The 23952-nt window shown below is 69.0% G+C and carries 25 protein-coding genes and 3 pseudogenes; 17 read left to right on the top strand and 11 right to left on the bottom strand.

Translation table 11 applies throughout. The features are described 5' to 3' along the window. Positions 1–79: 79 nt before the first annotated feature. Entirely contained in the window at positions 80–1387 is a 1308-nt protein-coding gene (locus ACFZDE_RS21130) for an MFS transporter (RefSeq protein ID WP_391201631.1), read from the bottom strand. A gap of 213 nt (positions 1388–1600) precedes the next feature. On the opposite strand from ACFZDE_RS21130, the gene ACFZDE_RS21135 reads away from it, so the two are divergent. Further along, positions 1601–2362 carry a phosphoglyceromutase gene (locus ACFZDE_RS21135; protein ID WP_391201634.1) on the top strand — a complete coding sequence of 254 codons (762 nt, stop codon included), beginning with the start codon at positions 1601–1603 and terminating at the stop codon, positions 2360–2362. Between the two features lie 193 nt (positions 2363–2555). On the opposite strand, the gene ACFZDE_RS21140 is transcribed toward ACFZDE_RS21135, so the two are convergent. From ACFZDE_RS21140 to ACFZDE_RS21150, 3 genes are all read right to left on the bottom strand, one after another. Further along, the gene (locus ACFZDE_RS21140) at positions 2556–3083 is read right to left on the bottom strand and encodes a hypothetical protein (RefSeq protein WP_391201636.1); all 528 of its coding nucleotides are present in this window, start codon (positions 3081–3083) and stop codon (positions 2556–2558) included. A gap of 336 nt (positions 3084–3419) precedes the next feature. Further along, complete coding sequence (locus ACFZDE_RS21145; protein ID WP_391201639.1) at positions 3420–4169, bottom strand: transposase family protein; 750 nt, start codon at positions 4167–4169, stop codon at positions 3420–3422. 199 nt (positions 4170–4368) lie between these two features. Then, positions 4369–4875, bottom strand: coding sequence for a hypothetical protein (locus tag ACFZDE_RS21150; protein WP_391201642.1), 507 nt, complete (start codon positions 4873–4875; stop codon positions 4369–4371). Positions 4876–5253: 378 nt separating this feature from the next. On the opposite strand from ACFZDE_RS21150, the pseudogene ACFZDE_RS21155 reads away from it, so the two are divergent. Further along, a pseudogene (locus ACFZDE_RS21155) lies at positions 5254–5361 on the top strand (IS5/IS1182 family transposase); the annotation flags it as partial. A gap of 814 nt (positions 5362–6175) precedes the next feature. Here the strand turns inward: ACFZDE_RS21155 and ACFZDE_RS21160 are convergent. Beyond that, positions 6176–6550 carry a hypothetical protein gene (locus ACFZDE_RS21160; protein WP_391201645.1) on the bottom strand — a complete coding sequence of 125 codons (375 nt, stop codon included), beginning with the start codon at positions 6548–6550 and terminating at the stop codon, positions 6176–6178. A 377-nt stretch (positions 6551–6927) separates the two neighbouring features. Here ACFZDE_RS21160 and ACFZDE_RS21165 point away from each other — a divergent pair, with 377 nt between their 5' ends. From ACFZDE_RS21165 to ACFZDE_RS21185, 5 genes and pseudogenes are all read left to right on the top strand, one after another. Continuing rightward, positions 6928–8034 (top strand): helix-turn-helix domain-containing protein, encoded by a 1107-nt coding sequence (locus ACFZDE_RS21165; protein WP_391202563.1) that lies wholly within the window; start codon positions 6928–6930, stop codon positions 8032–8034. 14 nt (positions 8035–8048) lie between these two features. After that, positions 8049–8630 carry an HD domain-containing protein gene (locus tag ACFZDE_RS21170; RefSeq protein ID WP_391201648.1) on the top strand — a complete coding sequence of 194 codons (582 nt, stop codon included), beginning with the start codon at positions 8049–8051 and terminating at the stop codon, positions 8628–8630. Positions 8631–9183: 553 nt separating this feature from the next. After that, positions 9184–9600: an Imm10 family immunity protein gene (locus tag ACFZDE_RS21175; protein WP_391201651.1), complete on the top strand. Its 417-nt coding sequence runs from the start codon at positions 9184–9186 to the stop codon at positions 9598–9600. 373 nt (positions 9601–9973) lie between these two features. Further along, positions 9974–10102: pseudogene (locus ACFZDE_RS21180) on the top strand (IS110 family transposase); the annotation flags it as partial. 68 nt (positions 10103–10170) lie between these two features. Further along, entirely contained in the window at positions 10171–10449 is a 279-nt protein-coding gene (locus tag ACFZDE_RS21185) for a hypothetical protein (protein WP_391201654.1), read from the top strand. A gap of 135 nt (positions 10450–10584) precedes the next feature. Here the strand turns inward: ACFZDE_RS21185 and ACFZDE_RS21190 are convergent, their stop codons facing one another. Next, positions 10585–10752 carry a hypothetical protein gene (locus ACFZDE_RS21190; protein WP_391201656.1) on the bottom strand — a complete coding sequence of 56 codons (168 nt, stop codon included), beginning with the start codon at positions 10750–10752 and terminating at the stop codon, positions 10585–10587. A gap of 111 nt (positions 10753–10863) precedes the next feature. Between ACFZDE_RS21190 and ACFZDE_RS21195 the strand changes: the two genes are divergently transcribed. Both ACFZDE_RS21195 and ACFZDE_RS21200 read left to right on the top strand, forming a co-directional pair. Next, the gene (locus tag ACFZDE_RS21195) at positions 10864–11100 is read left to right on the top strand and encodes a hypothetical protein (RefSeq protein ID WP_391201659.1); all 237 of its coding nucleotides are present in this window, start codon (positions 10864–10866) and stop codon (positions 11098–11100) included. A 44-nt stretch (positions 11101–11144) separates the two neighbouring features. Continuing rightward, a complete protein-coding gene (locus ACFZDE_RS21200; RefSeq protein WP_391201662.1) occupies positions 11145–11630 on the top strand; it encodes a hypothetical protein in 486 nt (161 codons plus the stop codon). Positions 11631–11643: 13 nt separating this feature from the next. On the opposite strand, the pseudogene ACFZDE_RS21205 reads toward ACFZDE_RS21200, so the two are convergent. Further along, a pseudogene (locus ACFZDE_RS21205) lies at positions 11644–13116 on the bottom strand (diguanylate cyclase domain-containing protein); the annotation flags it as partial. A 1812-nt stretch (positions 13117–14928) separates the two neighbouring features. On the opposite strand from ACFZDE_RS21205, the gene ACFZDE_RS21210 reads away from it, so the two are divergent. From ACFZDE_RS21210 to ACFZDE_RS21230, 5 genes are all read left to right on the top strand, one after another. Beyond that, complete coding sequence (locus ACFZDE_RS21210; protein ID WP_391201664.1) at positions 14929–15129, top strand: hypothetical protein; 201 nt, start codon at positions 14929–14931, stop codon at positions 15127–15129. Between the two features lie 47 nt (positions 15130–15176). Further along, positions 15177–15920, top strand: coding sequence for a methyltransferase domain-containing protein (locus tag ACFZDE_RS21215; protein ID WP_391201667.1), 744 nt, complete (start codon positions 15177–15179; stop codon positions 15918–15920). Between the two features lie 57 nt (positions 15921–15977). Further along, positions 15978–16607 carry a DUF664 domain-containing protein gene (locus ACFZDE_RS21220; RefSeq protein WP_391201670.1) on the top strand — a complete coding sequence of 210 codons (630 nt, stop codon included), beginning with the start codon at positions 15978–15980 and terminating at the stop codon, positions 16605–16607. Between the two features lie 111 nt (positions 16608–16718). After that, positions 16719–17141 (top strand): YciI family protein, encoded by a 423-nt coding sequence (locus ACFZDE_RS21225; RefSeq protein WP_391201672.1) that lies wholly within the window; start codon positions 16719–16721, stop codon positions 17139–17141. Beyond that, positions 17134–18279, top strand: a complete 1146-nt coding sequence (locus ACFZDE_RS21230; protein WP_391201675.1) for a DUF6596 domain-containing protein — start codon at positions 17134–17136, stop codon at positions 18277–18279. The genes ACFZDE_RS21225 and ACFZDE_RS21230 overlap by 8 nt, the downstream gene beginning before the upstream one ends. Positions 18280–18297: 18 nt before the next feature. On the opposite strand, the gene ACFZDE_RS21235 is transcribed toward ACFZDE_RS21230, so the two are convergent. The 3 genes from ACFZDE_RS21235 to phoU all read right to left on the bottom strand — a co-directional run bounded on the left by ACFZDE_RS21235 (position 18298) and on the right by phoU (position 19776). Then, positions 18298–18549, bottom strand: a complete 252-nt coding sequence (locus ACFZDE_RS21235; RefSeq protein WP_391000550.1) for an SCO4226 family nickel-binding protein — start codon at positions 18547–18549, stop codon at positions 18298–18300. Between the two features lie 209 nt (positions 18550–18758). After that, on the bottom strand, positions 18759–18914 hold the full coding sequence (locus ACFZDE_RS21240; protein WP_167345925.1) for a hypothetical protein: 156 nt from the start codon (positions 18912–18914) through the stop codon (positions 18759–18761). Positions 18915–19074: 160 nt separating this feature from the next. Continuing rightward, positions 19075–19776: a phosphate signaling complex protein PhoU gene (gene phoU, locus ACFZDE_RS21245; protein WP_391000554.1), complete on the bottom strand. Its 702-nt coding sequence runs from the start codon at positions 19774–19776 to the stop codon at positions 19075–19077. 265 nt (positions 19777–20041) lie between these two features. On the opposite strand from phoU, the gene ACFZDE_RS21250 reads away from it, so the two are divergent. Beyond that, on the top strand, positions 20042–21334 hold the full coding sequence (locus tag ACFZDE_RS21250; RefSeq protein WP_391000557.1) for an ATP-binding protein: 1293 nt from the start codon (positions 20042–20044) through the stop codon (positions 21332–21334). Then, positions 21331–22011: a response regulator gene (locus ACFZDE_RS21255; RefSeq protein ID WP_391000560.1), complete on the top strand. Its 681-nt coding sequence runs from the start codon at positions 21331–21333 to the stop codon at positions 22009–22011. Before ACFZDE_RS21250 ends, ACFZDE_RS21255 begins: the two co-directional genes overlap by 4 nt. A 91-nt stretch (positions 22012–22102) precedes the next feature. Here the strand turns inward: ACFZDE_RS21255 and ACFZDE_RS21260 are convergent, their stop codons facing one another. Beyond that, a complete protein-coding gene (locus ACFZDE_RS21260; protein WP_391201678.1) occupies positions 22103–22780 on the bottom strand; it encodes a DUF461 domain-containing protein in 678 nt (225 codons plus the stop codon). 582 nt (positions 22781–23362) lie between these two features. Between ACFZDE_RS21260 and ACFZDE_RS21265 the strand changes: the two genes are divergently transcribed. Beyond that, a complete protein-coding gene (locus ACFZDE_RS21265; RefSeq protein WP_003953493.1) occupies positions 23363–23845 on the top strand; it encodes a CarD family transcriptional regulator in 483 nt (160 codons plus the stop codon). The last annotated feature ends 107 nt before the right edge of the window (positions 23846–23952 follow it).

A 23952-nucleotide genomic window follows, 5' to 3' on the forward strand; every position in this document is an offset into this window, starting at 1 on the left:
CGCTCGCGACACAGGTCCTCCATGCCCCCGCCTGTCACCCTCCGGCCCGTTGCTCCCCGCCCGCCGATGCCAGCCCCCGTCACCCTCCGGCCCGTTGCTCCCCGCCCGCCGACGCCAGCCCCCCGTCAGCCTTCTCGGACACCGTCGCCGCCGCCTCCCCCTCTGCCTCCTCCTCCTCGGTCGCGGACACCCGCCGCATCAGCACGGCGTACCCCACCCCCGCCAAGGTCCCCACCAGCGCGCACAACCCCCACAGCCACTCCGCCCCGAGCCGGTCGATGACGAACCCGGACAGCAGCGGAGCGACCAGCGCGGCCACGGACCAGGACATCGTGTACATGCCCTGGTAGCGCCCGCGCCCGTGCACCGGGGACAGCCGTACGACGAGACTCGTCTGCGTCGGCGCGTTGACGATCTCCGCCAGTGTCCACACGCACACCGTGAGCGCGATGACACCCAGCGACCCCGCGAAGGCGGTGAGCGCGAAGCCGTACCCCGCGAGGACGGACGAGACGACCAGCAGCCGGCGGGGATCCCGGTGCTCGATGAAGCGGGTGACCGGGATCTGGAGGACGACGATCAGCACGCCGTTGACGGCGATGGCCATGCCGTACTCGGCCGGGGTGAAACCGGCCGCGCCCATCGCCACCGGCAGCCCCACCGCCCCCTGCTGGAAGATCAGCGCGACGAGGAAGGACAGCCCGACGACGCTCATGAACGGCCCGTCGCGCAGCACGGTGCGCAGGCTCACGGAGCTGTCCCGGCGGGCCGCTTCCGTCACGGTCGCGGTGGGCTTGGACTCCGGCAGCCGCAGGAAGACGAGGACGGCGCAGACCATCGTCATCCCCGCCTCGATCAGGAACCCGGCGCGGTAGCTGACCTCGGCGATGAACCCGGCGGCCATGGAGGAGACGGCGAAGCCGAGGTTGATGGCCCAGTAGTTGAGGGAGAAGGCGCGGATACGGTCCTCGGGCCGGACGATGTCGGCCATCATCGCCTGTACGGCGGGTCGCGAGGCGTTGCTCGCCATGCCGACGAGGAAGGCGACCCCGGCGATCGCCACCGGGTCGCGCACGAACCCCAGCAGCGCCACGGACACGGCGGTCGAGGACTGCGCGATCAGCAGGGTCGGCCGTCGGCCCAGCCGGTCGGTCATCACCCCGCCGGCCAGCGAGGAGACGACTCCGCCGAGCCCGTGCAGCGCGGCGACGAGACCGGCGTACGTGGCGGAGTAGCCGCGGTCGAGGGTCAGGTACAGCGCCATGAAGGTGGCGACGAAGGCGCCGAGCCGGTTGACCAGGGTGCTGGTCCACAGCCACCAGAACTCGCGGGGGAGACCGGAAACCGTCTCCCGGACGGCGCGTCGGGCACGCAGGGCGTACGGCATGGGTCCCCCGGAGGCAAAGGTGTGGGTGGCGTGCGGCTCGCGGCCACCGGGGCTCGCACGTGACGCCGTGAGCGGGGTTGTAAGTGGCGCTGGTGGCATACGCAAATTACAAGCCGCTGGTTGACGGGGGCCACTCAATTAACAGATTCAGTCAAACGTCCGCCTGCCGGGCAGCCACGCGAACGGGCGAAAGCGTGGATTACGCTCTGAGGCATGGCCGACGCACCGTACAAGCTGATCCTCCTCCGCCACGGCGAGAGCGAGTGGAACGCGAAGAACCTGTTCACCGGCTGGGTGGACGTCAACCTCAACGAGAAGGGCGAGAAGGAGGCAGTCCGCGGTGGCGAGCTCCTGAAGGACGCCGATCTCCTGCCCGACGTGGTCCACACGTCCCTCCAGAAGCGCGCGATCCGCACGGCTCAGCTGGCCCTGGAGGCCGCGGACCGCCACTGGATCCCCGTCCACCGCAGCTGGCGCCTGAACGAGCGCCACTACGGCGCCCTCCAGGGCAAGGACAAGGCCCAGACGCTCGCCGAGTTCGGCGAGGAGCAGTTCATGCTGTGGCGCCGGTCCTACGACACCCCGCCCCCGGCGCTCGACATCGACGCCGAGTACTCCCAGTTCGCCGACCCGCGCTACGCGACCCTCCCGCCGGAGCTGCGCCCGCGCACGGAGTGCCTGAAGGACGTCGTCGTCCGCATGCTCCCGTACTGGTTCGACGCGATCGTCCCCGACCTGCTGACCGGCCGCACGGTCCTGGTCGCGGCCCACGGCAACTCGCTCCGCGCCCTGGTCAAGCACCTGGACGGCATCTCCGACGCGGACATCGCGGGCCTCAACATCCCCACGGGCATCCCGCTCTCCTACGAACTCGACGCCGACTTCAAGCCCCTCAACCCGGGCGGCACCTACCTGGACCCCCAGGCAGCAGCAGCAGCCATCGAGGCGGTCAAGAACCAGGGCAAGAAGAAGTAGATTGCGTGATCATGCCCCCGGCCTGCGGTTTCTCCGCGGGGTCGGGGGCATTTTCGCGGCCTGGGCCCTCTGTGGGGCCTCAGCGCGGCGGGGCCTCCGGCGGCAAGAGTGCTTCCCGCATGGGGTCGATCTACTGTCGTGCCGCTGACATCGAGGTCAGGCGTCTTGACCCGACCAGGAAGCACGTTGCAGCTCAAGGAGTGAGGTCCGTGCGGGCCTCGGTAGTGAAGGTCGCGAGCGCCTTGAAGGCGAGAACAGCCTTCTCGGTGGCGTCCTTCTTCAGAGCCTGACGTTCTTCCGTGCTCCGGCCTGGGGTGATGGCCTTCTCGGCAGCCTGGCGATACTCCATTGCCAGCTTCCGCAGGAGCTCTACGTTCTCCCCTAGCTGCTCGGGAGCTTCCATATCCACAACACCTTTGGCAACGACCATGGCGTTGTACGAGTCCTTTACCTGCACCATGGCTTTCTGCCGGGCCTCGTCCGTATCGAAGCCCTCAGGGTTCCTCAGCATGGTTGTGTCACGAAGGCTGGTCAGCAAGGCCGTCACGTATGCCGCGTAAGCATCTCGCCGCGCCGTGCGGTGCTGCTCGTTGAGCCTCGCGGAACGATCCAGCGCTGCCATATCGGCGGCGTGAGCGAGGTTCCGCTGGGAAATCAGGTAGGCGATCACGGCGGTGACTGCGGATGCGAGAAGCGAGGACACGGCTGTGATGATGGCCACGGAGATGAGCGTGGACGCGGAGACCCCTGACTGCATCTTTCCCCCAGGAAGAGCTTGTTCGTGGAGTGCTTCGAAGGCATCACTCTCTCGAGGAGCTCAGCTCGGGACATCCGCTTTGAGCAAGACCAGAGGTATCCGCCAGATACCAGGCGAGTGGTTGTCAATGTGATGGGGCTTGCCCCCTGTTGCGCCGCCGGGCTTACATCGCTGTGCACCACAATCGCGCCAGATCACAGCGGGAAATCACGGCACAGGCAGCCGAGACCGACGAGGACGCGGATCGGCCGTTAGCCGAGGTCAGCGTCCAAATCAGCCGTCAACGATCACTGAGCTTCTTCAGCGTCGCAGCTCCAGGGTGAGGACGGCCTTGGCGATTGACGTCATGCGGTTGGGGCTGCAGCGGGACCTGCGGAAGATCCGCCAGGACTTCAGGCGGGCGACTCCACGTTCGACGGGGGCTCGTGTGGCGGCCAGGGCACGGTTGCGGGTCTTCTCGGTAGGGGTCAGTTCCTTCAGGGGCCTGCGTTTGATGCCCGTGGTCAGCCACGGACCGGCGCCCTGGTAGGCGAGATCGGCCACGATCGGAACGCCCTGGCGCTCGCAGATCCGGATGATCCGGCGGGTGCGGGCAGCGGTCAGATCGTGGGTGTGGCCCGGCAGGGCGGGCGAAAGCCACAGCAACTGGCCGCCGGGGTCGGTGACGACCTGCACGTTCACGCCGTGGCGCCGGTGTTTGTGGGAGTAGTCGGCCCGGCCGTCGCCGACCCGGTCGCATTCGGCGAGGGTGCCGTCGAGCAGGACGAAGTCGGGATCGTGGTCGCGCAGCGTCTTCAGCAGACCCGGTGCACGGGCGGCGAGAAGGTCGACGACCGCGCTGGTGTAGGCATGCGCGGTGGACTCGCTGATCCCGAACCCGGCGGCGATCTTCGCGACAGTGGTGTGTTCGCGCAGGTACACCAGTGCCACCATCGCGCGCTGGGACGGACGGAGCTTGCAGCGCCGGTCGCCCTCACGGGTGATGATCAGCATGGTGACCCACTCCACGAGTGCATGCGGTAAGTCGAGTGCGGCAGGATGGATGACCAACGAGGCCCCCGAGCAGTGTGATTGAGACGTCAGACATCTCGATCAACAGCCCGGGGGCTTCGCTCGTTGCGCTTCACGGACCGTCACCCGATCGGTAGCCACATCGAAGAAGCTCAGTGGTCCTTGGGCCTGGACCTGCTCCGGCTTGCCGGCGATGGGCGCCGGCGCACTGTTGACGCGGAGCAGAGAGGTGGTTGGTCTACCACCAAGAGGTGCACTGGATGCCGCTGTTGTCGCCCTGGCTCAGCAGGTGCGCGCAGACGCGGAAGGCCCGGCTCGACGAGCTGCTGGTCGGGTAGGCCGGCGTCGTCATCCTCTTGCCAGCCGTCATCGTGCTGAACGGACCGCACTGGATCCAGGTCTGCCTGTTGTCGTTGCTGACGTCCATCCAGACCTCCGCCAGGACGCCGGAACCCCAGTTACTGCCCGACCCGGTAGTCAAGACGCCCCACGCGGCCTGTCGGCCTCCGACGTTGCCGGCCTGCATCGCATACGAGGCGACAGCGTGGGGGAAGTCAATAATCATCGCACCCGCACCCCCCACACCCGTGCCACTGAGACTGTCCGGGATGTCGGTGAAACCATTCACACCTCCCTCGCAGTCCGACCGCGCTGCCTGAGCCGTGCCGGCGGATCCGGCCACCAGGCCTGCCGCCAACATGATCGCGGCTGCTCCTACGCAGAAGATCCGTCGGATGCTGTGCATGTTTTCTCCCTGGGTCCAGGTGCTGAGGGCTTCCGCAGAGGGGCGCTGTGCCGTGGAGTCGGCGGCCACTGCTGTGACCTGACCGAAGCGGTAACGGCCCCCGCTTCAGCTGCCGTAGCGGTGCAAGGGACGCCCAGTTGGCGCCTCGAACTGTAGGGCGGACCCGGGACGTTGCGACCCCGACAGATGTCAGGGTCACGATCAGCTGCTGGTGCGCGCCATGGTCTCGCCAGGCCGCCCTGGCCTGGGTCACGCAAGGGCCGATCAACTGGCTGCACGTGCCGCTGCCCTGTACCCGAACGGCAGGATCGGCGAGAAGCTGCTCTGAACTTTGACCCGGCCGGATCTCCTCGCGCCAGCGGCAGTCTCATCGTCCTCCAGGTCGCCCGCCTGAAGTCCTGGCGGATCTTCCGCAGGTCCCGCTGCAGCCCCAACCGCATGACGTCAATCGCCAAGGCCGTCCTCACCCTGGAGCTGCAACGCTGAAGAAGCTCACTGTTCACGGAGCGTCCCGTTATCAGCCATCGGCTTTCGCTACCGTTGAGCCGTCGCCCTTACGCCCTTCAGGAGCTCTCGTGCCCATCGTGAAGCACCCCTACGACGCGAAACTGCACCGCGAGGGCACGGTGGGGAGGCGGGGTGGATGTTCGTGGCATGGCCAGGAGGGCTGCTCGGAACAGCCGACCAGCACCTACGAGACGCCAAGCGGAATGATGGCTGCATGCCCTCGCGCCGAGCGCCAGATCGAAGACCTGTACGGCGCCCCGGCAACTCGTGAGCAATAGTGTCGCCGCGCCCGGCGAGGTACGAGGTCGCGTGCCACGGTCGTGCCAGATGTAGCGTTCGGCTGCGATCAACCACGGTGCCAGGCGGGCGAGTTCGTAGCGCTGAGGCCAATGCGGCTATCCGCAGGCCACCCGCCCCACGCCCCCGCCTCGCTCCTGAAGCGGTGCCGCAGGTTCGAATCCTTCCGGGGACACCAGCCGAAGGCCCACCTACGGCTTTCGCAGGTGGGCCTCCTGTATCTACTTGCATCAACACGGGAGATCGAGACGCCCCGTCCCGATCTCGATGCCCTTGGAGTCGGTGGAATCCCGGCCTGGGAATGTCGGGGCGGTGCGTGCGCGCCGTGCCTGCCGGTACCTCTCGTTCAGTTGGTCGGCCGTCGCGCAGGGGAGTCCGCGATTCACCCCCTCCTCGTCCACGGTCGTGCATGTCGCGCAGGTGATGCAGTGATCCGCCAGACGCACGTACGCGCCCGCCCACGGGGCATCGACGGATGACAGGTACGGGGCACCACTCATGCCTCCGTCTCCATGTCCACGCAGTGTCGTGCGGCGGAGATCAGGCGGGCGACCGCGAGCGGGCTGCACAGCACTGCGGCTGAATCCATCGGCACCGACCAATAGGAGGCGAACGCACCTTCCCGACCCACAGCATCCGGTCGAGGCACTCCCAGGTAACTCCCGCGTTCGAGGCACTCCACCTCCAGGTCACGCCAGGCGTCGGTGATCTGACGCAGTGTCGCCGGCATGCCGGCGGGCACCAGCGCGTAGTACCGCGAGAAGCGCGGGTCACAGATGACTGGCCCGCCGCCGAGGGCCTCGGACAGGAAGTCGTCCAGGCAGGCAGTCTCAGTGTGGGCGCTCAGGGCGGTCAGCAGGCGCTCAGGCATTCGTACGGCGGAGAAAGGTCCGCCGACCGGCAGTACTGCCACCCGGTGCTGCTCCCACTCCCACCGGGCTCGGTCCCGGAGCGGGGTCGGCAAATTCGCAAGCAGCCGGTGCTCCGTGGCGAGACGACGGTCCGCAGGGGAGTGCATGAACCCGCCGGGCTCCACGCTCAATGGACGCGGAACGATGCGCGTGTCCGATTGGTCCCCCGGCTGCATACCTGCTGCCTTATCGACGTCCACGGTTACACCTTCCATATACGCTCAGTTGTCGAATCGCTACTGTCTGAACGCTAGAAAGCATTGGCCGCCGCATGAAGTGACTTGCGGTACAGGTATGGATCGGACCCACACAGGGACAGGTGGTCGAGGTGCCGTCAATCCCAGGACGAACCCTGACCGGCAGTCGGGGTACGCCCTCGCGACCCCGGATCGGGGTCGTTTCCGGATACACCTTCCGGATCATCCGGGAGCAGCTTTGTCGGACACAGGACGACGTGGCCGAGCGGTTGGAGGTCTCGTCGGACACAGTCGCGGGCTGGGAGTCTAGACGTCGGCCCCTGCCCGCGTTGCCAGTCGGGCAGATGCTCGTGCATCGGCACCGGCTCATGCAGATGGGCACCTCCCCCGCCCTGCTTCAGGTCTTTGAGAGAGCGATAGAGGCCGACGTTCTCCTGGCCAGTGCCCTGGACGAGCAGACACCCACCGAGGAGAGCCAGCTCGGGGCGTGGGTCATGCAGCGTGACCTGGTCGAGGTCCTCGCATGGCCACTCACTCGGGTGGCGCCGCAGCCGGTTCGCGATCTACCCCCGCCCCGGCGACCGCGTCGAGGACCCGTACCGTCAGCGCCCGAGCTGCCGGCCACCGACCGGCGCAAGTTCTTCTCGCGGATGCGGGACACGGCAGAACAAGCACGACGCGAGGAGCAGTTCCTGTTACGACGCCAGGCCTTGTACCTGTCCGGTTACGACGACCGGTCCGACACTTCCGAGTGGCTCGCCCATCAGCAGGCCACGGAACGGCCTGGGGGCTGGCTCATCGGCTGGCTGAACGCCCGCTCTGTTGCGGCCGTTGCGGCGCGGCAGGGCGACCGCGCACGGATGAGCCATTTCATCGACACCGTCCTGCTTGACGACGATCGAGGCGAGGCAGCGAACTTGAACTACTGGGCGTACTGGGTGGGCGAGAGCCGCCACCTCGAACTGTCCGACGACTTCATCGCCTCCCGAGAGCCTGGGCCCTGGCCCGGGGACAAGCTGCTCGCCCACTTCGCGCATGGGTTGGCTCCTCACCACGGGTACGTCGATCTGACCGTCCACTCGCTGTGGTCCCTGCTCGCCATCCGGCCGAACCTGCTGAAGCCCGGGGCAGTTACCCGAGCCCTACGCGACCGGCTGCCGGTGATGTTGGATAGCCAGGGGTTGTCGGCTCGCGCTCGCCGAGAACTGGACAGCATTAGGTATGCGATCCGCCTTGCCGAGGCGTGAGAGGAGAGTCGACCGTGGCCGAAGAGCTGACCCAGGTGGCACGATTCCTGTACGAAGCGGGGACACTCAAGCAGTCGAAGCGCACCGGGTGGTGGATGGCTGGCGTGCGCGACCCGGAGAGCGTTGCCGAACACTCCTGGCGTACCTCGCTGATCGCGACGATCATCGCCAGACTGGAGGGGGCAGATCCTGCCCGTGCCGCGTTCCTGGCGGTGTGGCACGACTCTCAGGAGACCAGGACCGGGGATGTCAATCACCTGGCCAAGAAGTACGGTGCTGGTGAAGCCGACCCCGAGGTGGTCACCGCCGACCAGGTGGCGGGCATGCCCGAGGCGCTCGCGTCGACTGTGCGCGAACTGATCAGCGAGTACGAGGCCCGGGAATCACCAGAAGCGATCTGCGCACGAGACGCGGACAAGCTGGAATGCATGCTGCAGGGCATCGAATACAAGGCCCAGGGTTACGAGCACGCACAGCGGTGGATCGACAACAGCCGCGGACGGCTCGTCACGACGACCGCGAACGAGTTGGCCGACCAGTTGCTGGCGACCGACCCACTGGACTGGCTGCGCAGCACGATGGGCGAGTTGGGCTGACTCGCCCCTGCCGCTCACCCACGGCGGCAGAACGCTGAACTGACGCCGTGTGCACCCAGTTTGCACAGCCCCAAACCACAGACTGAGTTACAACCTCCCGCGCACGGCGCGGGCGCGCCCGGCCTCTGCGGCGCGGCGTGCCTCCTGTCTGCGCCCCGGCTGGCCGCGCCCGGCGGCGCGCTGCGTGCATGCGGGGGAGGTGGAAAACCCTCCGTGGCTGAGGCGATCAACTCCACGGCTTTAGAGGCCGTTCTCTTTCCGAATGCCGTGTGCGGATTCCGCTGGTCAGGCATGAGATTGCGGCTATGGCGGGAGTCTCGACTCGTTGCTTGGTTGAGACCGGTGGGAGTGCAGCGAGACACGCGCGCGCCTGATCGCTCGGCGTGCCCGCCGTCGTGGCTGGCTTTCGTCAGCTGAGGCACAGACGACCTCCTCGACGAGGCACCGGCAGAGGGCACCCCCGCGGCCTTGACTCGGTCATTGAGCTTCCAGCCCAAAGCCGTTCCGCCGACCTCACGTCATTGGCCAACGCAAGCCCTGATAGAACACGCGTGTGACCTACAGATTCACGGCGAAGATCGCTTACGGATGCCACGAGCCGGGGCCGGACATCTATGCCCTGACTGCCGGAGTTGCCGAGTCAGAAGGCGGAGAGGGCTTCGCGCTTGACTTCCAGTGCAGCTTCAAGGAACCCGATGCGCAGAACATCCGCAACGGCTGCGACTCGTACTGCGTTGTCACCCCCGACCAAGGCACCGCGTACGGATGCGTGCGCACGGTGGAGCTGGAAGGAGACCTCCTGCGGGTCACGTTCGACCCCGATTCCTTGGAAGCCCTGTTCCTGGATGACCCGGTCGTCGAAGCAGTGCTACACGCGCCGGCCGCAGACGTAGCTCACATGAAGGAGGCACTCACGCGCATCCTCGCTTACGGCCGGCCGGACGCGCTCCCGATCGTGATCGGGGTCTGAACCACGGTCGCTATTCGGGCCGTCTCGGGGCCGTGCGGGGGTACTCAACGACGACCAACGCTGACAACCACCGACAGCTAAGTCGCAGGTCGCGGCGTTGATCGATCGCACGGCCGCAGGTCAGAGACCCGGCCCTTCACTTCTTCGGCTACTGGTCGCACACCGCAGCGCTTGACTCGCCCATTGAAACTCCAGCCCAAAGCCGCTCCGTAAGTTGTTTGGCGGTCCGGAAGAGTGGGGTGTGGCTTTGCAGTCGCTTGCCCCCGGTGGCTCCGGTGGAGTGGCCGCCCTGCTCTTCGGGACGCCTGGCCGCTGATTGAGATCTGCGCACTGATCGCTGTTTACGGAGCTGACGGCGGGTGTTCCTCGGGCCGAGCGGGCTGAGGGCTGCAAGCACGTCCAGGCTGTCATCGCCCTCGCCCGCCGACGTGCCGATGTCCTGTGGGCGCTCTTGCGTGACGACAGGCCTTTCACCCTCGATCCACCCGACGCGCAAGCCGCCGAAAACGGGCCAGCGCACCCCGCCTACCTGGCGATAGCCTGCGGGCCAAACCAGAAAGGCGGACCCCAGTGGGCTTCGACGCAGAACGATCAGCGCGCATCGCTGCCATGCAGGAAACCGCCCGGCCCGTCTGGAAGGCAACTGGCGACACGGACGCACTCCAGCAGTTCCTCAAGGACAACGGGTGTCACGGAGTGGAAGCCGTGTTCGTGACCATGGGCCTGCTGCACTGCGATCTTGCCGAAGCTCAACGAGCCTTCTTCAACGCCCCGTGTCGCGACGCCGAACGCCGCTTCCACAACCGCGCCATGGACCTGCTCGAAGAGACCGCCGCCCACGACGCCTGACAGCCCGAGCGACCCTTGACACGCCCATTAAGACTCCACCGACCTCGTGGTTTGTCCTGGGCTTCATTCTGCTGATTCCCCAGGGGGAACCGTCCGTGGATGGCGGATAGAACCCACAGCCCGGCTCGTAGCTACTCAGCGTCCCTGATTGCGGCTAGACCTGCGGTGCAGGACAAGCGAGGCGCCGGCGCCAGCCACGACGGCGAAGACGGCGCCGCCGTAGTTGTCCTGAACGAGGACGCCAGCGGCAATCACGGTGCCGATGACGAGAGGTAAGCCGGTGGACATGCTGTTCTTCTTCACGAGAGCCTCTCCTCAGTGTGTGCGGCAGGAAGCGCCGCAGGCATGGGCAGATCGTCTACACGACTGCACGCCGCATGATCTCAGGTTCACCGATGCCGGACCAGACCGATCATGTTCAACGATGCGCTGCTGGCCGAGGCCGGGATCATCCTGTCGAAGGCCAAGGCCTCTGTTGATACCAAGATCAGCAACAAGTGGACATGGTCCGGGACGCAGACCGTGACTGACAGGAACACCAAAGCGAAGGGGTACCGGGCAGTGCTCGGCCAGCAGGGATGGAAGCTCACGGCCACCAAGACGTGGATTGCTCCGCCTTGCAAGGTCAAGAACAGGACCATCATCATCTAGGCCCCCAGGAAGGGCGACATTTCGATCGGGCGGAAGAAATCGTGATGATCAGCGGCAGGCGCGTGCGGCATCTCTTCATTTGCCTGGGCATCTCCATGCCGCTCGCTGTGGGGGCTTGCAGCTCCGGCGAGTCGTCCCCTCCGAAGGTCTCGACTTCGAAGACCTCCGCTTCGGACGGGGCGGAGGCGGCGAAGTCATTGCTGGAGAAACGCATTGTCGAAATGGAGTCGCTGAGTGGCGGGTCTGGCGTGCTGGAGCGGAGGTTCGGGAACACGCTGGAATCCGTGCCCGACGATGTACTGAGCGTGGCATTCGCGTTCACTTGCACGGGCGGTGAAGTGGTGAAACTGGCGATCACCTCTGCGGGCAACGACGCTTCATCGGGCACCCTTGTCTGCGACGGCTCCATTTTTCAACGGAGCGTCAACACAACCGAGTCGGGTCCTGTCGCACTTTCTGCCGTCACCTCTGACGGTACTAGCGGTGGGTATGCCTACGCCTACTACGTCGAGAAGAAGCAGCATTCGTAGGCTTCGGGTGGGCTTACGACGCGAAGCCGCGGGCCGTTCTCAGGGTGTCTTCGGGGGGTGTTCCGCACTGGGCCCAAGCGATGCCGACGCCTGCGTGCATGCGTACGGGTTGGCCGGGCAGGTGGATCGGCAGGTGGATCTGGGTTTGCATCCAGACCGCTGCGGTGTGTGCGTCGGCGGGGCTCAAGTCGTCGGCGAGGACGACGAACTCGTCCCCGCCGTAGCGGGCCACCGTGTCGCCGTCGCGTACGGCCTGGCCGAGGCGTCGGGCGACCTCGATGAGGACGCCGTCTCCCGCGTCGTGCCCGAAACGGGTGTTGATCGCCTTGAAGTCCCGGAGCGCGAAGAACAGCACGGCCAGGCCGTGGGTGGTGTCGTCGCCTGTGGGGGCCCATACGTGGGTGTGAGGTGGTCGCGCCCGGAGGTAGGGGACGTCGGCCTCCGCCCCCTCGGCGTCGGAGCCGTGCTTCCGGAGTGCGCAGAGCCGGGCGCCGATGCGGGCGTGCAGCTCCGCGGAGTTCGGCAGGCCGGTGAGCGAGTCGTGTGAGGCGCGGTGGGCGAGCTGAAGCTCGCGGCGCTTGCGCTCCTCGATGTCCTCGACGTGGGTGAGGAGGAAGCGTGGCCCGTCGGCGGCGTCCGCGACGACGCTGTGGCGCAGCGACACCCACACGTACGTGCCGTCGCGGCGGCCGAGGCGGAGCTCCGCGCGTCCACCCTCGGCGCTGGTGCGCAGCAGGGTGCCGATGTCGTCGGGGTGGACGAAGTCGGCGAACGTGTAGCGGCGCATCGCGGACGCGGGGCGGCCCAGCATGCGGCACAGGGCTTCGTTCGTCCGCAGGAGGCGACCGTGCTGGTCGCCTCCCATCTCGGCGATGGCCATGCCGGACGGGGCGTACTCGAAGGCCTGCCGGAAGGACTCCTCGCTGGCCCGCAGCGTCTGCTGCTCCCTGTCCAGCCGGACCAGGGCGCGCTGCATGTTGGCGCGCAGCCGGGCGTTGCTGATCGCGACGCCGGCCTGGAAGGCGTACTCCTCCAGATCCCGGCGTTCGTCCGGCCTCGGACGGCGACGGGTGAGGGGTTGGTCCACCGAGATCACACCGAGCAGCTCGCCTTGGGTGGCGCCGGAAGCGCTCCGGGCGTACATGGGGGCGTAGAGGCGGTCGGCGGGGTGCCACTCGTCCTCGAAGCGGGGGTCGGGGCCTTCGGTGTACCACTGCGGGACGTCGTCGTTGTCCAGGACCCAGCCCTCGGTGTGCGGGATGAACACCAGGTCGCCCCAGCGCTCGCCCATGCCGAGGCGGCGTTCCCAGGACTCGCGCGAGCCGACCCGGCCGGTGATGAGGGCCTCGGCGGCGGGGTTGCCCGCGAGGGCGGCGACGACCAGGTCGCCGTCCGGCCGTACGAGGTTGACGCACGCCAGCTCGTACCCGAGGCCGGTCACGACTCCCTCCGCGACGGTCTGCAGGGTGTTGGCGAGACTGCGGGCGATATGGAGGCCCTGGACCGTGGCCTGGAAGTTGTGGCTCTTGTCGATGGCGAGCGCGCTACGGGTGGCGAATTCGGCGGCGACCGACAGATCGGCGTCCTGGAAGGCCTGCTCGGCGGCGTGGCGCAGGAGGACCGCCGTGCCGATGATCCGCCTGCGGCCGTGCAGGGGCACGAGGACGGTGTGGCCTCCGCCGGGTGTCTCACGCCCCTCACCGAGCAGTTCCGGCAGCGCGGCGCCACCGACCGGCGAGTCGCCGCCGACCGGCAGTGCCCCGTTCAGCACTTCGAAGAGCGCGCTGCCGGGGCGTACCTCGCACCGTTCGGCACCCCCTCCGGCGTGGAGCGGGTGCACCTGCTGTAGCCGCAGCACCAGCGGGCCCACGTGCTCTTCGTCGCCCACCGGGATCGGGTCCCGCAGATAGACCATGACCGCGTCGGCGACGGTGGGGACGACGGCCCGGCACAGCCGCGTCACGATGTCCTCCGGGTCTCTTCCCCGGGTGATTCGGTGGGCCGCCTCGGAGATGTCGCCCTGGGGGTCGGTGGCCGGGGGCCGTGGGGATTCGAGCGCGGGCAGGGAGGTGTCCTGGCTGGTGGGCGGGTTGTTCGGGGTTGTTCCGGACAACTCGGCGGGTTGTCCGCCCGGGTTCCGCCGGACCTGGCCGGGTACGGGAACACCCACTTGTGCCGGAGGGCCGGGTACGGGAACACCCACTGGCGCCGGAGGAATCGAGGACGACCAGTAGCCCACCTCGTCGGCGGCCTGCTGCACGGCCTCGTGCTCCTCGTCGAGGACGGCGCGCGCCTTCTCCAGCGCCCGGTCCACATCGTTGAGGGCGGCGTCGTCGGGGTCGAGCGCATGCGGAGTGGGAGGGGACGGCGGCGGCACCGGCTCCTGCGCCCCGGAGGGCTCGTCCTCGCCCATGCGCAGCCGCAGCTCGGCCAGTTCGGCCTCCAGCTCGTGGATTCGGCGGGCCGCGTGGTCGGCGACCTGCTGGGCGATGCCCCGCTCCCGTTCGGCGCGGACCAGCTGTTCGCGCAGTTCCGTCTCCTGCTGCTGTACGCGGGAGAGCAGCTCCACCACTCCCTGCCCGGAGGGGAGCTCCGCCGTCACCGCGTCCAGTGCGTCGAGTCGGCGCCTCAGTTCGGAGACCTTCGCCTGGGCCTGCCCGAGCATGACGAACAGCAACGTGGCGATCGACAGGGCCTGTTGACGTCCGTGTTCGCCGGCTTCGTAGGCCTGCCGGACGCGCTGCATCTCCTGGAGGACCTCGATGGTGCGGTCCTTGGCCTCCAGCAACTCCCGGGCGGGCACGAGTTCCTGTGGTTCGGCGATCGCTGTGGGGGTCGACCGCGCACGGTCCCACAGCGCCCTCGCCTCCGCGAGGCGTTCCGAGGAGAGGCCGGCCTGTTCGTGGGGAAAGCACACGTCGGCCACGGCCTCGACGAGATCCCACTCCAGCGACTCGCCGGACAGCCGGTCACGTAACCGGCGTAACTCGGGCACCGTTCCGTCGATGAAGTGCTCGGGGGTGAGACGTGTGTGCAACTGCCGTACGGATACCGCCGATTCGTCCAGCCAGGATCGCACCACCGCGACCAGCTGGTTGATCTCCACGCACGAGCCGCGGGCCGGTCCCCAGGGCCGCCCCGCCCGCTTCCTCTCGCCGGCCACTCGCTCTCCCCCACGGTTTGTTCGCCGGACAACCCCCTGTTGTCGCGGGAGAAACATCCAACCGTCCCACCTGCGGTTCCGCCCGGGGATCGTCGTACTTCGTCATCGACACCACACGACCCAGGCGGTGCTCTCATGAACAACACCTTCCCGGCGTTCCTGCTCCTCGCGCTGGCGGTGGCCGTCCTCTTCTCCGTCGTCGCCGCGGCGATCGCCTTCGCCCTCGCCCGCTGGGAGGGAGCCGCGGTGCCGGCCGCCCTGTCCCGCGGTGGCCTCGCGTTCGCCGCGAGCCTCACCCTGTGCCTGGCCGTCTTCGCGGCGCTGGACCGGACATAGGCGCTGGACCGGACATGAGGGAGAGGGGAACAGGGGAACAAGGAGCCATGGCCCTCTATGACACGCTCGGTGCGACGTACGGTCTGACGCGGCGGCCGGATCCGCGGATCGCCGCGCGGATCCACGCCGCTCTCGACAGCGCCGCGGATGTGATCAACGTAGGGGCAGGCACTGGCTCCTACGAGCCGGCGCAGACCGTGCTCGCCGTCGAGCCCAGCCAGATCATGCTCCGCCAGCGGCCGCCCGGGTCGGCGCCCGCCGTGTGCGCCGTCGCCGAACGTCTGCCGCTGCGCGCCGACGCCGCCGACGCCGTCATGGCACTGCTGACCGTCCATCACTGGACCGATCTCGCGGCCGGTGTCGCTGAACTGCGCCGGGTCGCGCGCCGCCGCGTCGTCGTCCTGACCTGGGACCAGCAGGTCTTCCGCGAACACTTCTGGCTGGTGCGCGACTACCTCCCGCAGGCCGCCGCCTTCGACGACACCCGTGCCGTCCCGATCGACCGGCTGGCCGCTCTGCTCGGCGGGGCGGAGCAGTTGCCGGTCCGCGTCCCGCACGATTGCACGGACGGGTTCGGCGCGGCGTACTGGCGCCGCCCCCACGCCTACCTCGACCCCAAGGTCCGCGCCGGGATCTCCATGCTCGCCCAGACCGGGGAGGACGTCCTCGCCCCCGGCCTGGCGGCACTCGCCGACGACCTCGCGACCCGCCGCTGGCACAACCGTTACGCCGACCTGCTCGCACTCGACACCATCGACGTCGGCTACCGGCTCCTGGTGGCGGACGTCTGACTCCCGCCCGCCCGATATTCGGTGGTGTCCCCGCCCCGCCCGGTCCACCATGCCCCCATGCCCTCAAGCGAGCACCCCGGCGAAGCAGTCACGGCGGAAGCCTCCGGTACGACGCGGTGGACGCTGGCCACCGTCTACCCCGACATGTGGGTCGACCCCGACGACGACCCCCGCGAGACCGGCGACGAGCCCGTCGACGAACGCGGCATCCTGCTGGACTACCTGCGCACCTACCGCCTCACCTTCGAGATGAAGTGCGCGGGACTCGACGCCGAGCAGATGGCCCGGCGTTCCGTCCCGCCGTCCACGATGTCCCTGCTCGGGCTGGTGCGGCACCTGACCGAGGACGAGCGGCACCTCCGGCGGGTGATGGCCGGCGAGGACGCGCCGAAGCTGTACCGCACGGAGGAGGACCGGGACGGCGACTTCAACGGTGCCGTCGCCGACCAGGCGGTCGTGGACGAGGCCTGGCGGGCGTGGCGTGCCGAGGTCGAGCGCACCGATCGCTTCCTGGCCGGCGTCACCGACCTCGCCACCCGCAACGCGGGCTTCTCCGACTACGGCCCCGAACCGGGCGGACAGGTCCAGCTCCGCGACATCCTGGTCGCGCAGATCGCGGAGTACGCGCGGCACTGCGGCCACGCCGACCTCCTGCGCGAGTGCGTCGACGGCCGCGTCGGGCAGTGAACGGGGAACCGCTGAGAAAAAGATCCGGCGGCGATGTCGAGAACCCGCGTCCGGCTCCGTCCCCGGGGTGAAGGCGGCCAGGATGGGTCGCACAGCACCGAGGAGAAGACGATGGCCAAGTACCTGCTTCTGAAGCACTACCGCGGCGCCCCGGTAGCGGTCAACGACGTGCCCATGGATCAGTGGACGCCGGAGGAGATCTCGGCGCACATCCAGTACATGAACGACTTCGCGGCCCGGCTGGAGAAGACCGGCGAGTTCGTCGACGGCCAGGCGCTCGCCGCCGAGGGCGCGTGGGTCCGCTACGACGGTGAGGGGCGCCCGCCGGTCACCGACGGGCCGTTCGCCGAGACCAAGGACCTCATCGCGGGCTGGATGATCATCGACGTCGACGGCTACGAGCGGGCCGTCGAGCTCGCCGGGGAGCTGTCCGCCGCCCCCGGCGCGGGCGGCAAGCCGATCCACGAGTGGCTGGAGGTCCGTCCGTTCCTGACCGCGCCGCCCACCATCCCGGAGTGCTCCGTCCATGGATGAGGCACTGCTCCGCAGCCTCACCCCGAGCGTGCTCACGATCCTCGTCCGCCGCGGAGCCGACTTCGCGGCGGCCGAGGACGCCGTGCAGGACGCGCTGGTCGAGGCGCTCCGCGTGTGGCCGGCCGACCCTCCCCGGGACGCGAAGGGCTGGCTGGTCACCGTGGCCTGGCGCAAGTTCCTCGACCAGGCGCGGGCGGACAGCGCGCGCCGCCGGCGCGAGGACCTGGTCGAGGAGGAACCGGCGCCCGGGCCGACGCCCGACGCGGACGACACCCTCCAGCTGTACTTCCTGTGCGCCCACCCCTCGCTGACGCCCTCGTCGGCGGTCGCGCTCACGCTGCGTGCCGTCGGCGGGCTCACCACGCGGCAGATCGCCCAGGCCTACCTGGTGCCCGAGGCGACCATGGCGCAGCGCATCAGCCGCGCCAAGCGCACCGTCTCCGGTGTGCGGTTCGACCGGCCCGGCGATGTCGCGACCGTGCTGCGCGTCCTCTACCTGGTCTTCAACGAGGGCTACTCCGGCGACGTCGACCTGTCCGCCGAGGCCATCCGGCTCACCCGGCAGCTCGCGGGCATCATCGACCACCCCGAGGTGGCGGGGCTGCTGGCGCTCATGCTGCTGCACCATGCCCGGCGGGCCGGCCGTACCGCGCCCGACGGCAGCCTGGTGCCGCTCGCCGAGCAGGACCGCGGCCGGTGGGACACCGCGGCGATCGCCGAGGGCATCGGGATCCTGCAAGCGGCCCTCGCCCGTGACCGGCTGGGCGAGTTCCAGGCCCAGGCCGCCATCGCGGCGCTCCACGCCGACGCGCGGACCGCCGAGGAGACCGACTGGGTGCAGATCGTGGAGTGGTACGACGAGCTGCTGCGCCTGACGGACAACCCGGTCGTCCGGCTCAACCGCGCGGTCGCGGTGGGCGAGGCCGACGGACCGCGCGCGGGACTCGCGGCCCTCGCGGCCCTGGACGACTCCCTGCCCCGCCACACCGCGGTGGCGGCGTACCTCCACGAGCGCGACGGCGACCCGGAAACGGCGGCCCGGCTCTACGCCGAGGCGGCCCGCAAGGCCCCCCACCTCGCCGAACGGGACTACCTGACGCGTCAGGCGGCCCGCCTCAACGCCGGCCGGCGCCGCTGACGGGCCGCACGCGGCAGGTCACTGGACGATCAGCGGCACGGGGTGCACCTCGTCCGCCGTGTGCCCGGCCCGCTCGTGAATGCGCTGGACCGCTTCGGCCGAGGGGGCCTCGGAGAGGCAGTACACATGGCCGGACTCCGGGTCCGCCCAGGCCATCTCGAAGTGGACCTGCTCGTCCTTCTCTATGGCGAGGTCCGCGTTGTGCGCTTCACGGAGCTGTTCCGCCGTGATGCCTTTCATGCCGCGATGGACGTCCATGAACTTGGGCATGGCTCGCGTCTCCTTCCCGGCACGGCGCCGTCCGGCGCCGCCTTGCCTCCTCTCATGCTCCGCCCGTACGGCCACGGGGGCGACCGCACGCCGCGGGGCCCGGCGATCGACCCCACGCCGCAGGGCCCGGCGATCGACCCCACGCCGCGGGGCCCGGCGATCGGCACCGGGCCCCGCGGGTACGTCCTACGCGAAACTCCGCGCCGGCGTCAGCCGCACTGGCAGGGGCTGCCCGACTGGCATCCGCAGCCGCAGCCCGAGCCGCAGCCGCACGCGGCGATCAGGGGAAGGCTCCTGATCTCGGCGGGCTGCTCGGTCTCGCGCTGCCGGGCGGGGTCGGGCGTCGTACTGGGGGATTCGGCCATGGGTCCCTCCTCGAGGCTGGTGCCTGTGCCCATTGGATGCCCGTTCCGCTGGGCGCATCAACGGCGCACTGAGGCGCCCACGCGCCCCGGCCGATTCCCACCCGCCCCCTGAACCCGCCCCGGGCAAGGCGCCGCGGGATGCCTCCGGCGGCCCGCCCCCTCAGGCGCTCTCCGCCCCCGACACCGCCTGGATCTCGGGCTGCGTGTCCAGCTGGAGCTCGTCCGCGTGCTCACCCGTCACCAGGTACACCACCCGCTTGGCGACCGACACCGCGTGGTCGGCGAACCGCTCGTAGTAGCGGCCGAGCAGCGTGACGTCCACGGCCGTCTCGATGCCGTGCTTCCAGCGGTCGTCCATCAGGTGCTGGAAGAGGGTGCGGTGCAGCAGGTCCATCTCGTCGTCGTCCTGCTCCAGCTGGAGCGCCAGGTCGACGTCCTTGGTGATGATCACCTCGGCGGCCTTCGCCATCAGGCGCTGCGCGAGCTGGCCCATCTCCAGGATGGTGGCGTGCAGGTCGCTCGGGACCGCGCGGTCCGGGTAGCGCAGGCGCGCGAGCTTCGCCACGTGCTGGGCGAGGTCCCCCGAGCGCTCCAGGTCGGCCGACATCCGCAGCGATGTGACGACGATCCGCAGGTCCGTCGCCACCGGCTGCTGGCGGGCCAGCAGGGCTATGGCCCGGGCCTCCAGGTCGTGCTGGAGTTCGTCGACCTTCTGGTCGGCCTCGATGACGGCCTCGGCCAGCTTCAGATCGGAGTCGAGCATGGCGGTCGTGGCGCGCCCGATCGCCGAGCCGACCAGCCGGGCCATCTCCACCAGACTGTCGCTGATCGAGTCCAGTTCCTCGTGGTACGCGTCCCGCATCAGGCTTTCCCTCTCGTGCGTCCGTGTCGGGGTTCATCGGGCCGGGGCCCACCGAACAGGCCGGGGCCCACCGAACAACCGGCGGTACGACCGTCGTATTACCAGCGGTCCGAACCCCACGCTCCCACGTTCCGCCCCGTACGCGTCCGTTTCCGGCATCCCAAATGAACCAATACTGGCTCCAAGGTGAACTCTGGGCGACGAGTGTTCGAGCTCGCACCCGGACGGCTGTGGAGGGTGCCCGAGCCATGCCTAACCTGGGTGCATGGACGTGAACGCGGCGGTCGCCGCAGCGGCAGCGATCGCCGGGGTGCTCACCGGTGTCATCGCCGCACTGGCGTTCCGGTGGAGCGAGCGCGAGCAGAAGCGCCCCACCCGCAGCTCCCTGCACACCGACGCGGTGCTCCCGCCGGGCGTGGACACCGTCCTGTCGGTCCTCAGGTCGTCGGCCGTCGTCCTCGACGAGGCGGACGCCGTGGTCAAGGCCAGCTCGGCGGCGTACGCCCTCGGCCTGGTCCGCGGCGGCAAGCTCGCCGTCGAGCCGATGCTGCAGATGGCCCGGGACACCCGCCGGGACGGCGAGATACGCCAGGTCGAACTGGACCTGCCCCGGCGCGGCACCGGACGCGGAGAGGCCCTGGCCGTCTCCGCGCGGGTCGCGCCGCTCGGCTCCCGGCTGGTGCTGCTGCTGGTGGAGGACCTGACCGAGGCCCGCCGCATCGAGGCGGTCCGGCGCGACTTCGTCGCCAACGTGAGCCATGAGCTGAAGACGCCGGTGGGCGCCCTCTCGCTGCTCTCCGAGGCCGTGATGGACGCCTCCGACGACCCCGAGGCCGTCGAGCGGTTCGCCGGGCGCATGCAGATCGAGGCCACCCGGCTGACCAGCCTGGTGCAGGAGCTCATCGACCTCTCCCGGGTGCAGAACGACGACCCGCTGGAGGACGCCGAGCCGGTCCGCGTCGACGAGCTCGTCGCCGAGGCCGTCGACCGCTGCCGCCACCAGGCCGGCGCCAAACAGATCACCATGGCCGCGGGAGGCGCCGCCGACCTGCGCGTGTGGGGAAACCGCGGCCAGCTCGCCGCCGCCCTCGGCAACCTCGTCGAGAACGCGGTCAACTACTCACCCGCCCGCACCCGCGTCGGCATCGCGGCCCGCAGCGTGAACGCGCCCGGCGGGGACCAGATCGAGATCGCCGTCACCGACCAGGGCATCGGCATCTCCGACAAGGACAAGGAGCGCATCTTCGAGCGCTTCTACCGCGTCGACCCGGCCCGCTCCCGTGCCACCGGCGGTACGGGCCTCGGGCTGGCGATCGTCAAGCACGTGGCCGCCTCGCACGGCGGGGAGGTCACGGTGTGGAGCGCCGAAGGCCAGGGCTCCACCTTCACCCTGCGGCTGCCGGAGGCCGGTGCGGCCCGCGACCGCGCACATCAGCAGCCCGCCCGACACGAGCGCGCAGGAGGCGCGGGCCTCGACGAGGAGGCCGGGCGGTCCACCCCCACATCCCCCGAATCAACCGCGTACGAAACGCTTCCCGCCCCGGAGGTCCTTCCGTGACCCGAGTGCTCGTCGTCGAGGACGAGGAGTCCTTCTCCGACGCCCTGTCGTACATGCTCCGCAAGGAGGGCTTCGAGGTCGCCGTCGCGACCACCGGGCCCGACGGACTCGACGAGTTCGAGCGCAACGGCGCCGACCTCGTCCTCCTCGACCTGATGCTGCCCGGCCTGCCGGGCACCGAGGTGTGCCGCCAGCTGCGCGGCCGCTCCAACGTCCCCGTCATCATGGTGACCGCCAAGGACAGCGAGATCGACAAGGTCGTCGGGCTGGAGATAGGAGCCGACGACTACGTCACCAAGCCGTTCTCCTCGCGCGAGCTGGTCGCGCGCATCCGTGCGGTGCTGCGCCGCCGCGGCGAGCCCGAGGAGGTCACCCCGGCGGCCCTGGAGGCCGGTCCGGTCCGCATGGACGTCGACCGGCACGTGGTGACCGTCGCCGGCACCAAGATCGACCTGCCGCTGAAGGAGTTCGACCTGCTGGAGATGCTGCTGCGCAACGCCGGCCGCGTCCTGACCCGTATGCAGCTCATCGACCGCGTCTGGGGCGCCGACTACGTCGGTGACACCAAGACCCTCGACGTCCACGTCAAGCGGCTGCGCGCCAAGATCGAGCCCGATCCGGGTGCCCCGCGCTACCTGGTGACGGTCCGCGGCCTCGGCTACAAGTTCGAGCCGTAGACCGCCGGCGCACGACGGCGGAACACAGCGAAGGGCGGGACCTCCCCGAGGAGAGGTCCCGCCCTTCGCCGATCACGACGACTGCGAGGGCTCAGTGCCCGGCGCCCGCGCCGGTGCTCGCCGAGGCCGCGTCGGTCGGTGTGCCGGACGACTCGTGGCCACCCGGCGTCTGGCCGTCCGCGGGGCTCTCCGGGGCGCCCGAGGCACCTTCGGCCGGGGAACCGGACGGGGACGACGACGCGCCCGGCCCGGCCGGGACCTCGCTCGGGCCCCACTCCTTGAAGAAGTGCTCGGCGGGGACGACGAACGCGCGCAGGCTCACGGCGCCCGTCTTGCTGAAGGTGAAGGTGACCTTCTGGGCGTTGCCGTCCTGCACGGCCTCACGGCTGCTGGGCAGCATCGCCGTGGCGTTGTCCTTGCCGCCCAGGATCAGCGAGCCGCCGGGCGGGATGCTGAGGCTGCCGCCCTTGGCGGGCTTGAGCTCGGCGGTCTTGCCGGTGCCGGGGAGGGTGATGGACTCCAGCGTCTGGGCGCTGCGGCCGGAGTTGAACAGGGTCGCGGAGACCGCGGCCGGACCGGTCGACTCGAGGTCGGGCTGCGTGATGACGATCGCGTTCTGGACCTTGATGTCACCGACGCTCGTGGCCGCGTTGTCCGGCTGGATCTCCAGGGTCTGGGCGTCGTTGCCGGCGCCGCACGCGGCGAGCGAGGCGATCGAGAACGCGGTGACGGCGGCGGCGAGGGCACCGCGTCGAAGGCTGCTGCTCACGGCGGCGGCAACTCCTTGACTCGAGCGGAGCGGCCGGAAAAGCCGCCCTAAGTGTCTGTCAGCGGGCCTTAGGTTACCGAGCCGTCCTCCTCCGGCCGCACCCGACCCCCCGTCACCGGCGATCCCACCTGAGTCACGGATGACTCGCGGGTCACATTGACGGAGTGCTCGTCCGGCATTCACATAAGAGCCCCGGGGAGTACCGCAAATGTTCCGTGAAGGAATGCGCGGAGCACCTCGGAATTGATCATCGGTGGTCCGCCGGGGTGAGTCGTGATCAATTCCGGATTCGACCGGAACCCGGCTCGGGCCTCCGAACGGAGTAGCGGAAGCCGATCATACGGAACCGGACATATGCGGATGTTCGGCCTTCTGGAGGATGCTCCGGATGCGTGTACCGTACGCGTTTCGCTCACCCCGGAGAGCCGCTCCCACCTGCGAATACCTTCTTCCGATCCCTGTCCGAAGCACGTTCCTGTCGGAGTTGTCAAGCCCCGAGATATGCCCTGACCTGCGAAAACGCCATTCAGAACCCGCAGTTTCCGTGTTACCCTGGATAGCCACGGAAGGGGTACCTGTCACATGACGTTCAAGGTTGGCGACACCGTGGTCTATCCCCATCACGGGGCCGCGCTGATCGAGGCCATCGAAACTCGCCAGATCAAAGGCGTGGACAAGACCTACTTGGTGCTGAAGGTCGCCCAGGGTGACCTGACGGTACGTGTGCCAGCGGACAATGCGGAGTTCGTCGGCGTGCGTGATGTGGTCGGTCAGGACGGGCTGGACCGGGTCTTCGAGGTGCTGCGCGCGCCGTACGCCGAGGAGCCCACGAACTGGTCCCGTCGATACAAGGCAAATCTGGAGAAGCTCGCCTCGGGCGATGTCATCAAGGTCGCGGAAGTGGTGCGTGACCTGTGGCGTCGTGAGCGTGAGCGTGGACTCTCCGCCGGTGAGAAGCGCATGCTCGCCAAGGCCCGCCAGATCCTGGTGAGCGAGCTGGCCCTCGCGGAGAACACCAACGAGGACAAGGCGGAAGCTCTGCTCGACGAGGTTCTCGCCTCCTGAGGCGAAGCCGGTCGCTCAGCGCTGTGCTTGTCAAGCAGCTTGTGCTTGTCAAGGCTGCCGCTGATCAAGGCTGCTGATCAAGCGCGCGCCTGCACATCGAAATGCCG

Origin of the sequence: Streptomyces sp. NPDC007929 (genome assembly GCF_042959065.1) — a bacterium.
Taxonomy (GTDB): domain Bacteria; phylum Actinomycetota; class Actinomycetes; order Streptomycetales; family Streptomycetaceae; genus Streptomyces.

What these genes read in the sequence shown, in the direction of transcription:
- ACFZDE_RS21130 (WP_391201631.1), bottom strand. Translation starts at nt 1,387, where the DNA reads ATGCCGTACGCCCTGCGTGCCCGACGCGCCGTCCGGGAGACGGTTTCC.
- ACFZDE_RS21135 (WP_391201634.1), top strand. Translation starts at nt 1,601, where the DNA reads ATGGCCGACGCACCGTACAAGCTGATCCTCCTCCGCCACGGCGAGAGC.
- ACFZDE_RS21150 (WP_391201642.1), bottom strand. Translation starts at nt 4,875, where the DNA reads ATGCACAGCATCCGACGGATCTTCTGCGTAGGAGCAGCCGCGATCATG.
- ACFZDE_RS21160 (WP_391201645.1), bottom strand. Translation starts at nt 6,550, where the DNA reads ATGCCTGAGCGCCTGCTGACCGCCCTGAGCGCCCACACTGAGACTGCC.
- ACFZDE_RS21195 (WP_391201659.1), top strand. Translation starts at nt 10,864, where the DNA reads ATGTTCAACGATGCGCTGCTGGCCGAGGCCGGGATCATCCTGTCGAAG.
- ACFZDE_RS21200 (WP_391201662.1), top strand. Translation starts at nt 11,145, where the DNA reads ATGATCAGCGGCAGGCGCGTGCGGCATCTCTTCATTTGCCTGGGCATC.
- ACFZDE_RS21210 (WP_391201664.1), top strand. Translation starts at nt 14,929, where the DNA reads ATGAACAACACCTTCCCGGCGTTCCTGCTCCTCGCGCTGGCGGTGGCC.
- ACFZDE_RS21215 (WP_391201667.1), top strand. Translation starts at nt 15,177, where the DNA reads ATGGCCCTCTATGACACGCTCGGTGCGACGTACGGTCTGACGCGGCGG.
- ACFZDE_RS21220 (WP_391201670.1), top strand. Translation starts at nt 15,978, where the DNA reads ATGCCCTCAAGCGAGCACCCCGGCGAAGCAGTCACGGCGGAAGCCTCC.
- ACFZDE_RS21225 (WP_391201672.1), top strand. Translation starts at nt 16,719, where the DNA reads ATGGCCAAGTACCTGCTTCTGAAGCACTACCGCGGCGCCCCGGTAGCG.
- ACFZDE_RS21230 (WP_391201675.1), top strand. Translation starts at nt 17,134, where the DNA reads ATGGATGAGGCACTGCTCCGCAGCCTCACCCCGAGCGTGCTCACGATC.
- ACFZDE_RS21235 (WP_391000550.1), bottom strand. Translation starts at nt 18,549, where the DNA reads ATGCCCAAGTTCATGGACGTCCATCGCGGCATGAAAGGCATCACGGCG.
- ACFZDE_RS21240 (WP_167345925.1), bottom strand. Translation starts at nt 18,914, where the DNA reads ATGGCCGAATCCCCCAGTACGACGCCCGACCCCGCCCGGCAGCGCGAG.
- phoU (WP_391000554.1), bottom strand. Translation starts at nt 19,776, where the DNA reads ATGCGGGACGCGTACCACGAGGAACTGGACTCGATCAGCGACAGTCTG.
- ACFZDE_RS21250 (WP_391000557.1), top strand. Translation starts at nt 20,042, where the DNA reads ATGGACGTGAACGCGGCGGTCGCCGCAGCGGCAGCGATCGCCGGGGTG.
- ACFZDE_RS21265 (WP_003953493.1), top strand. Translation starts at nt 23,363, where the DNA reads ATGACGTTCAAGGTTGGCGACACCGTGGTCTATCCCCATCACGGGGCC.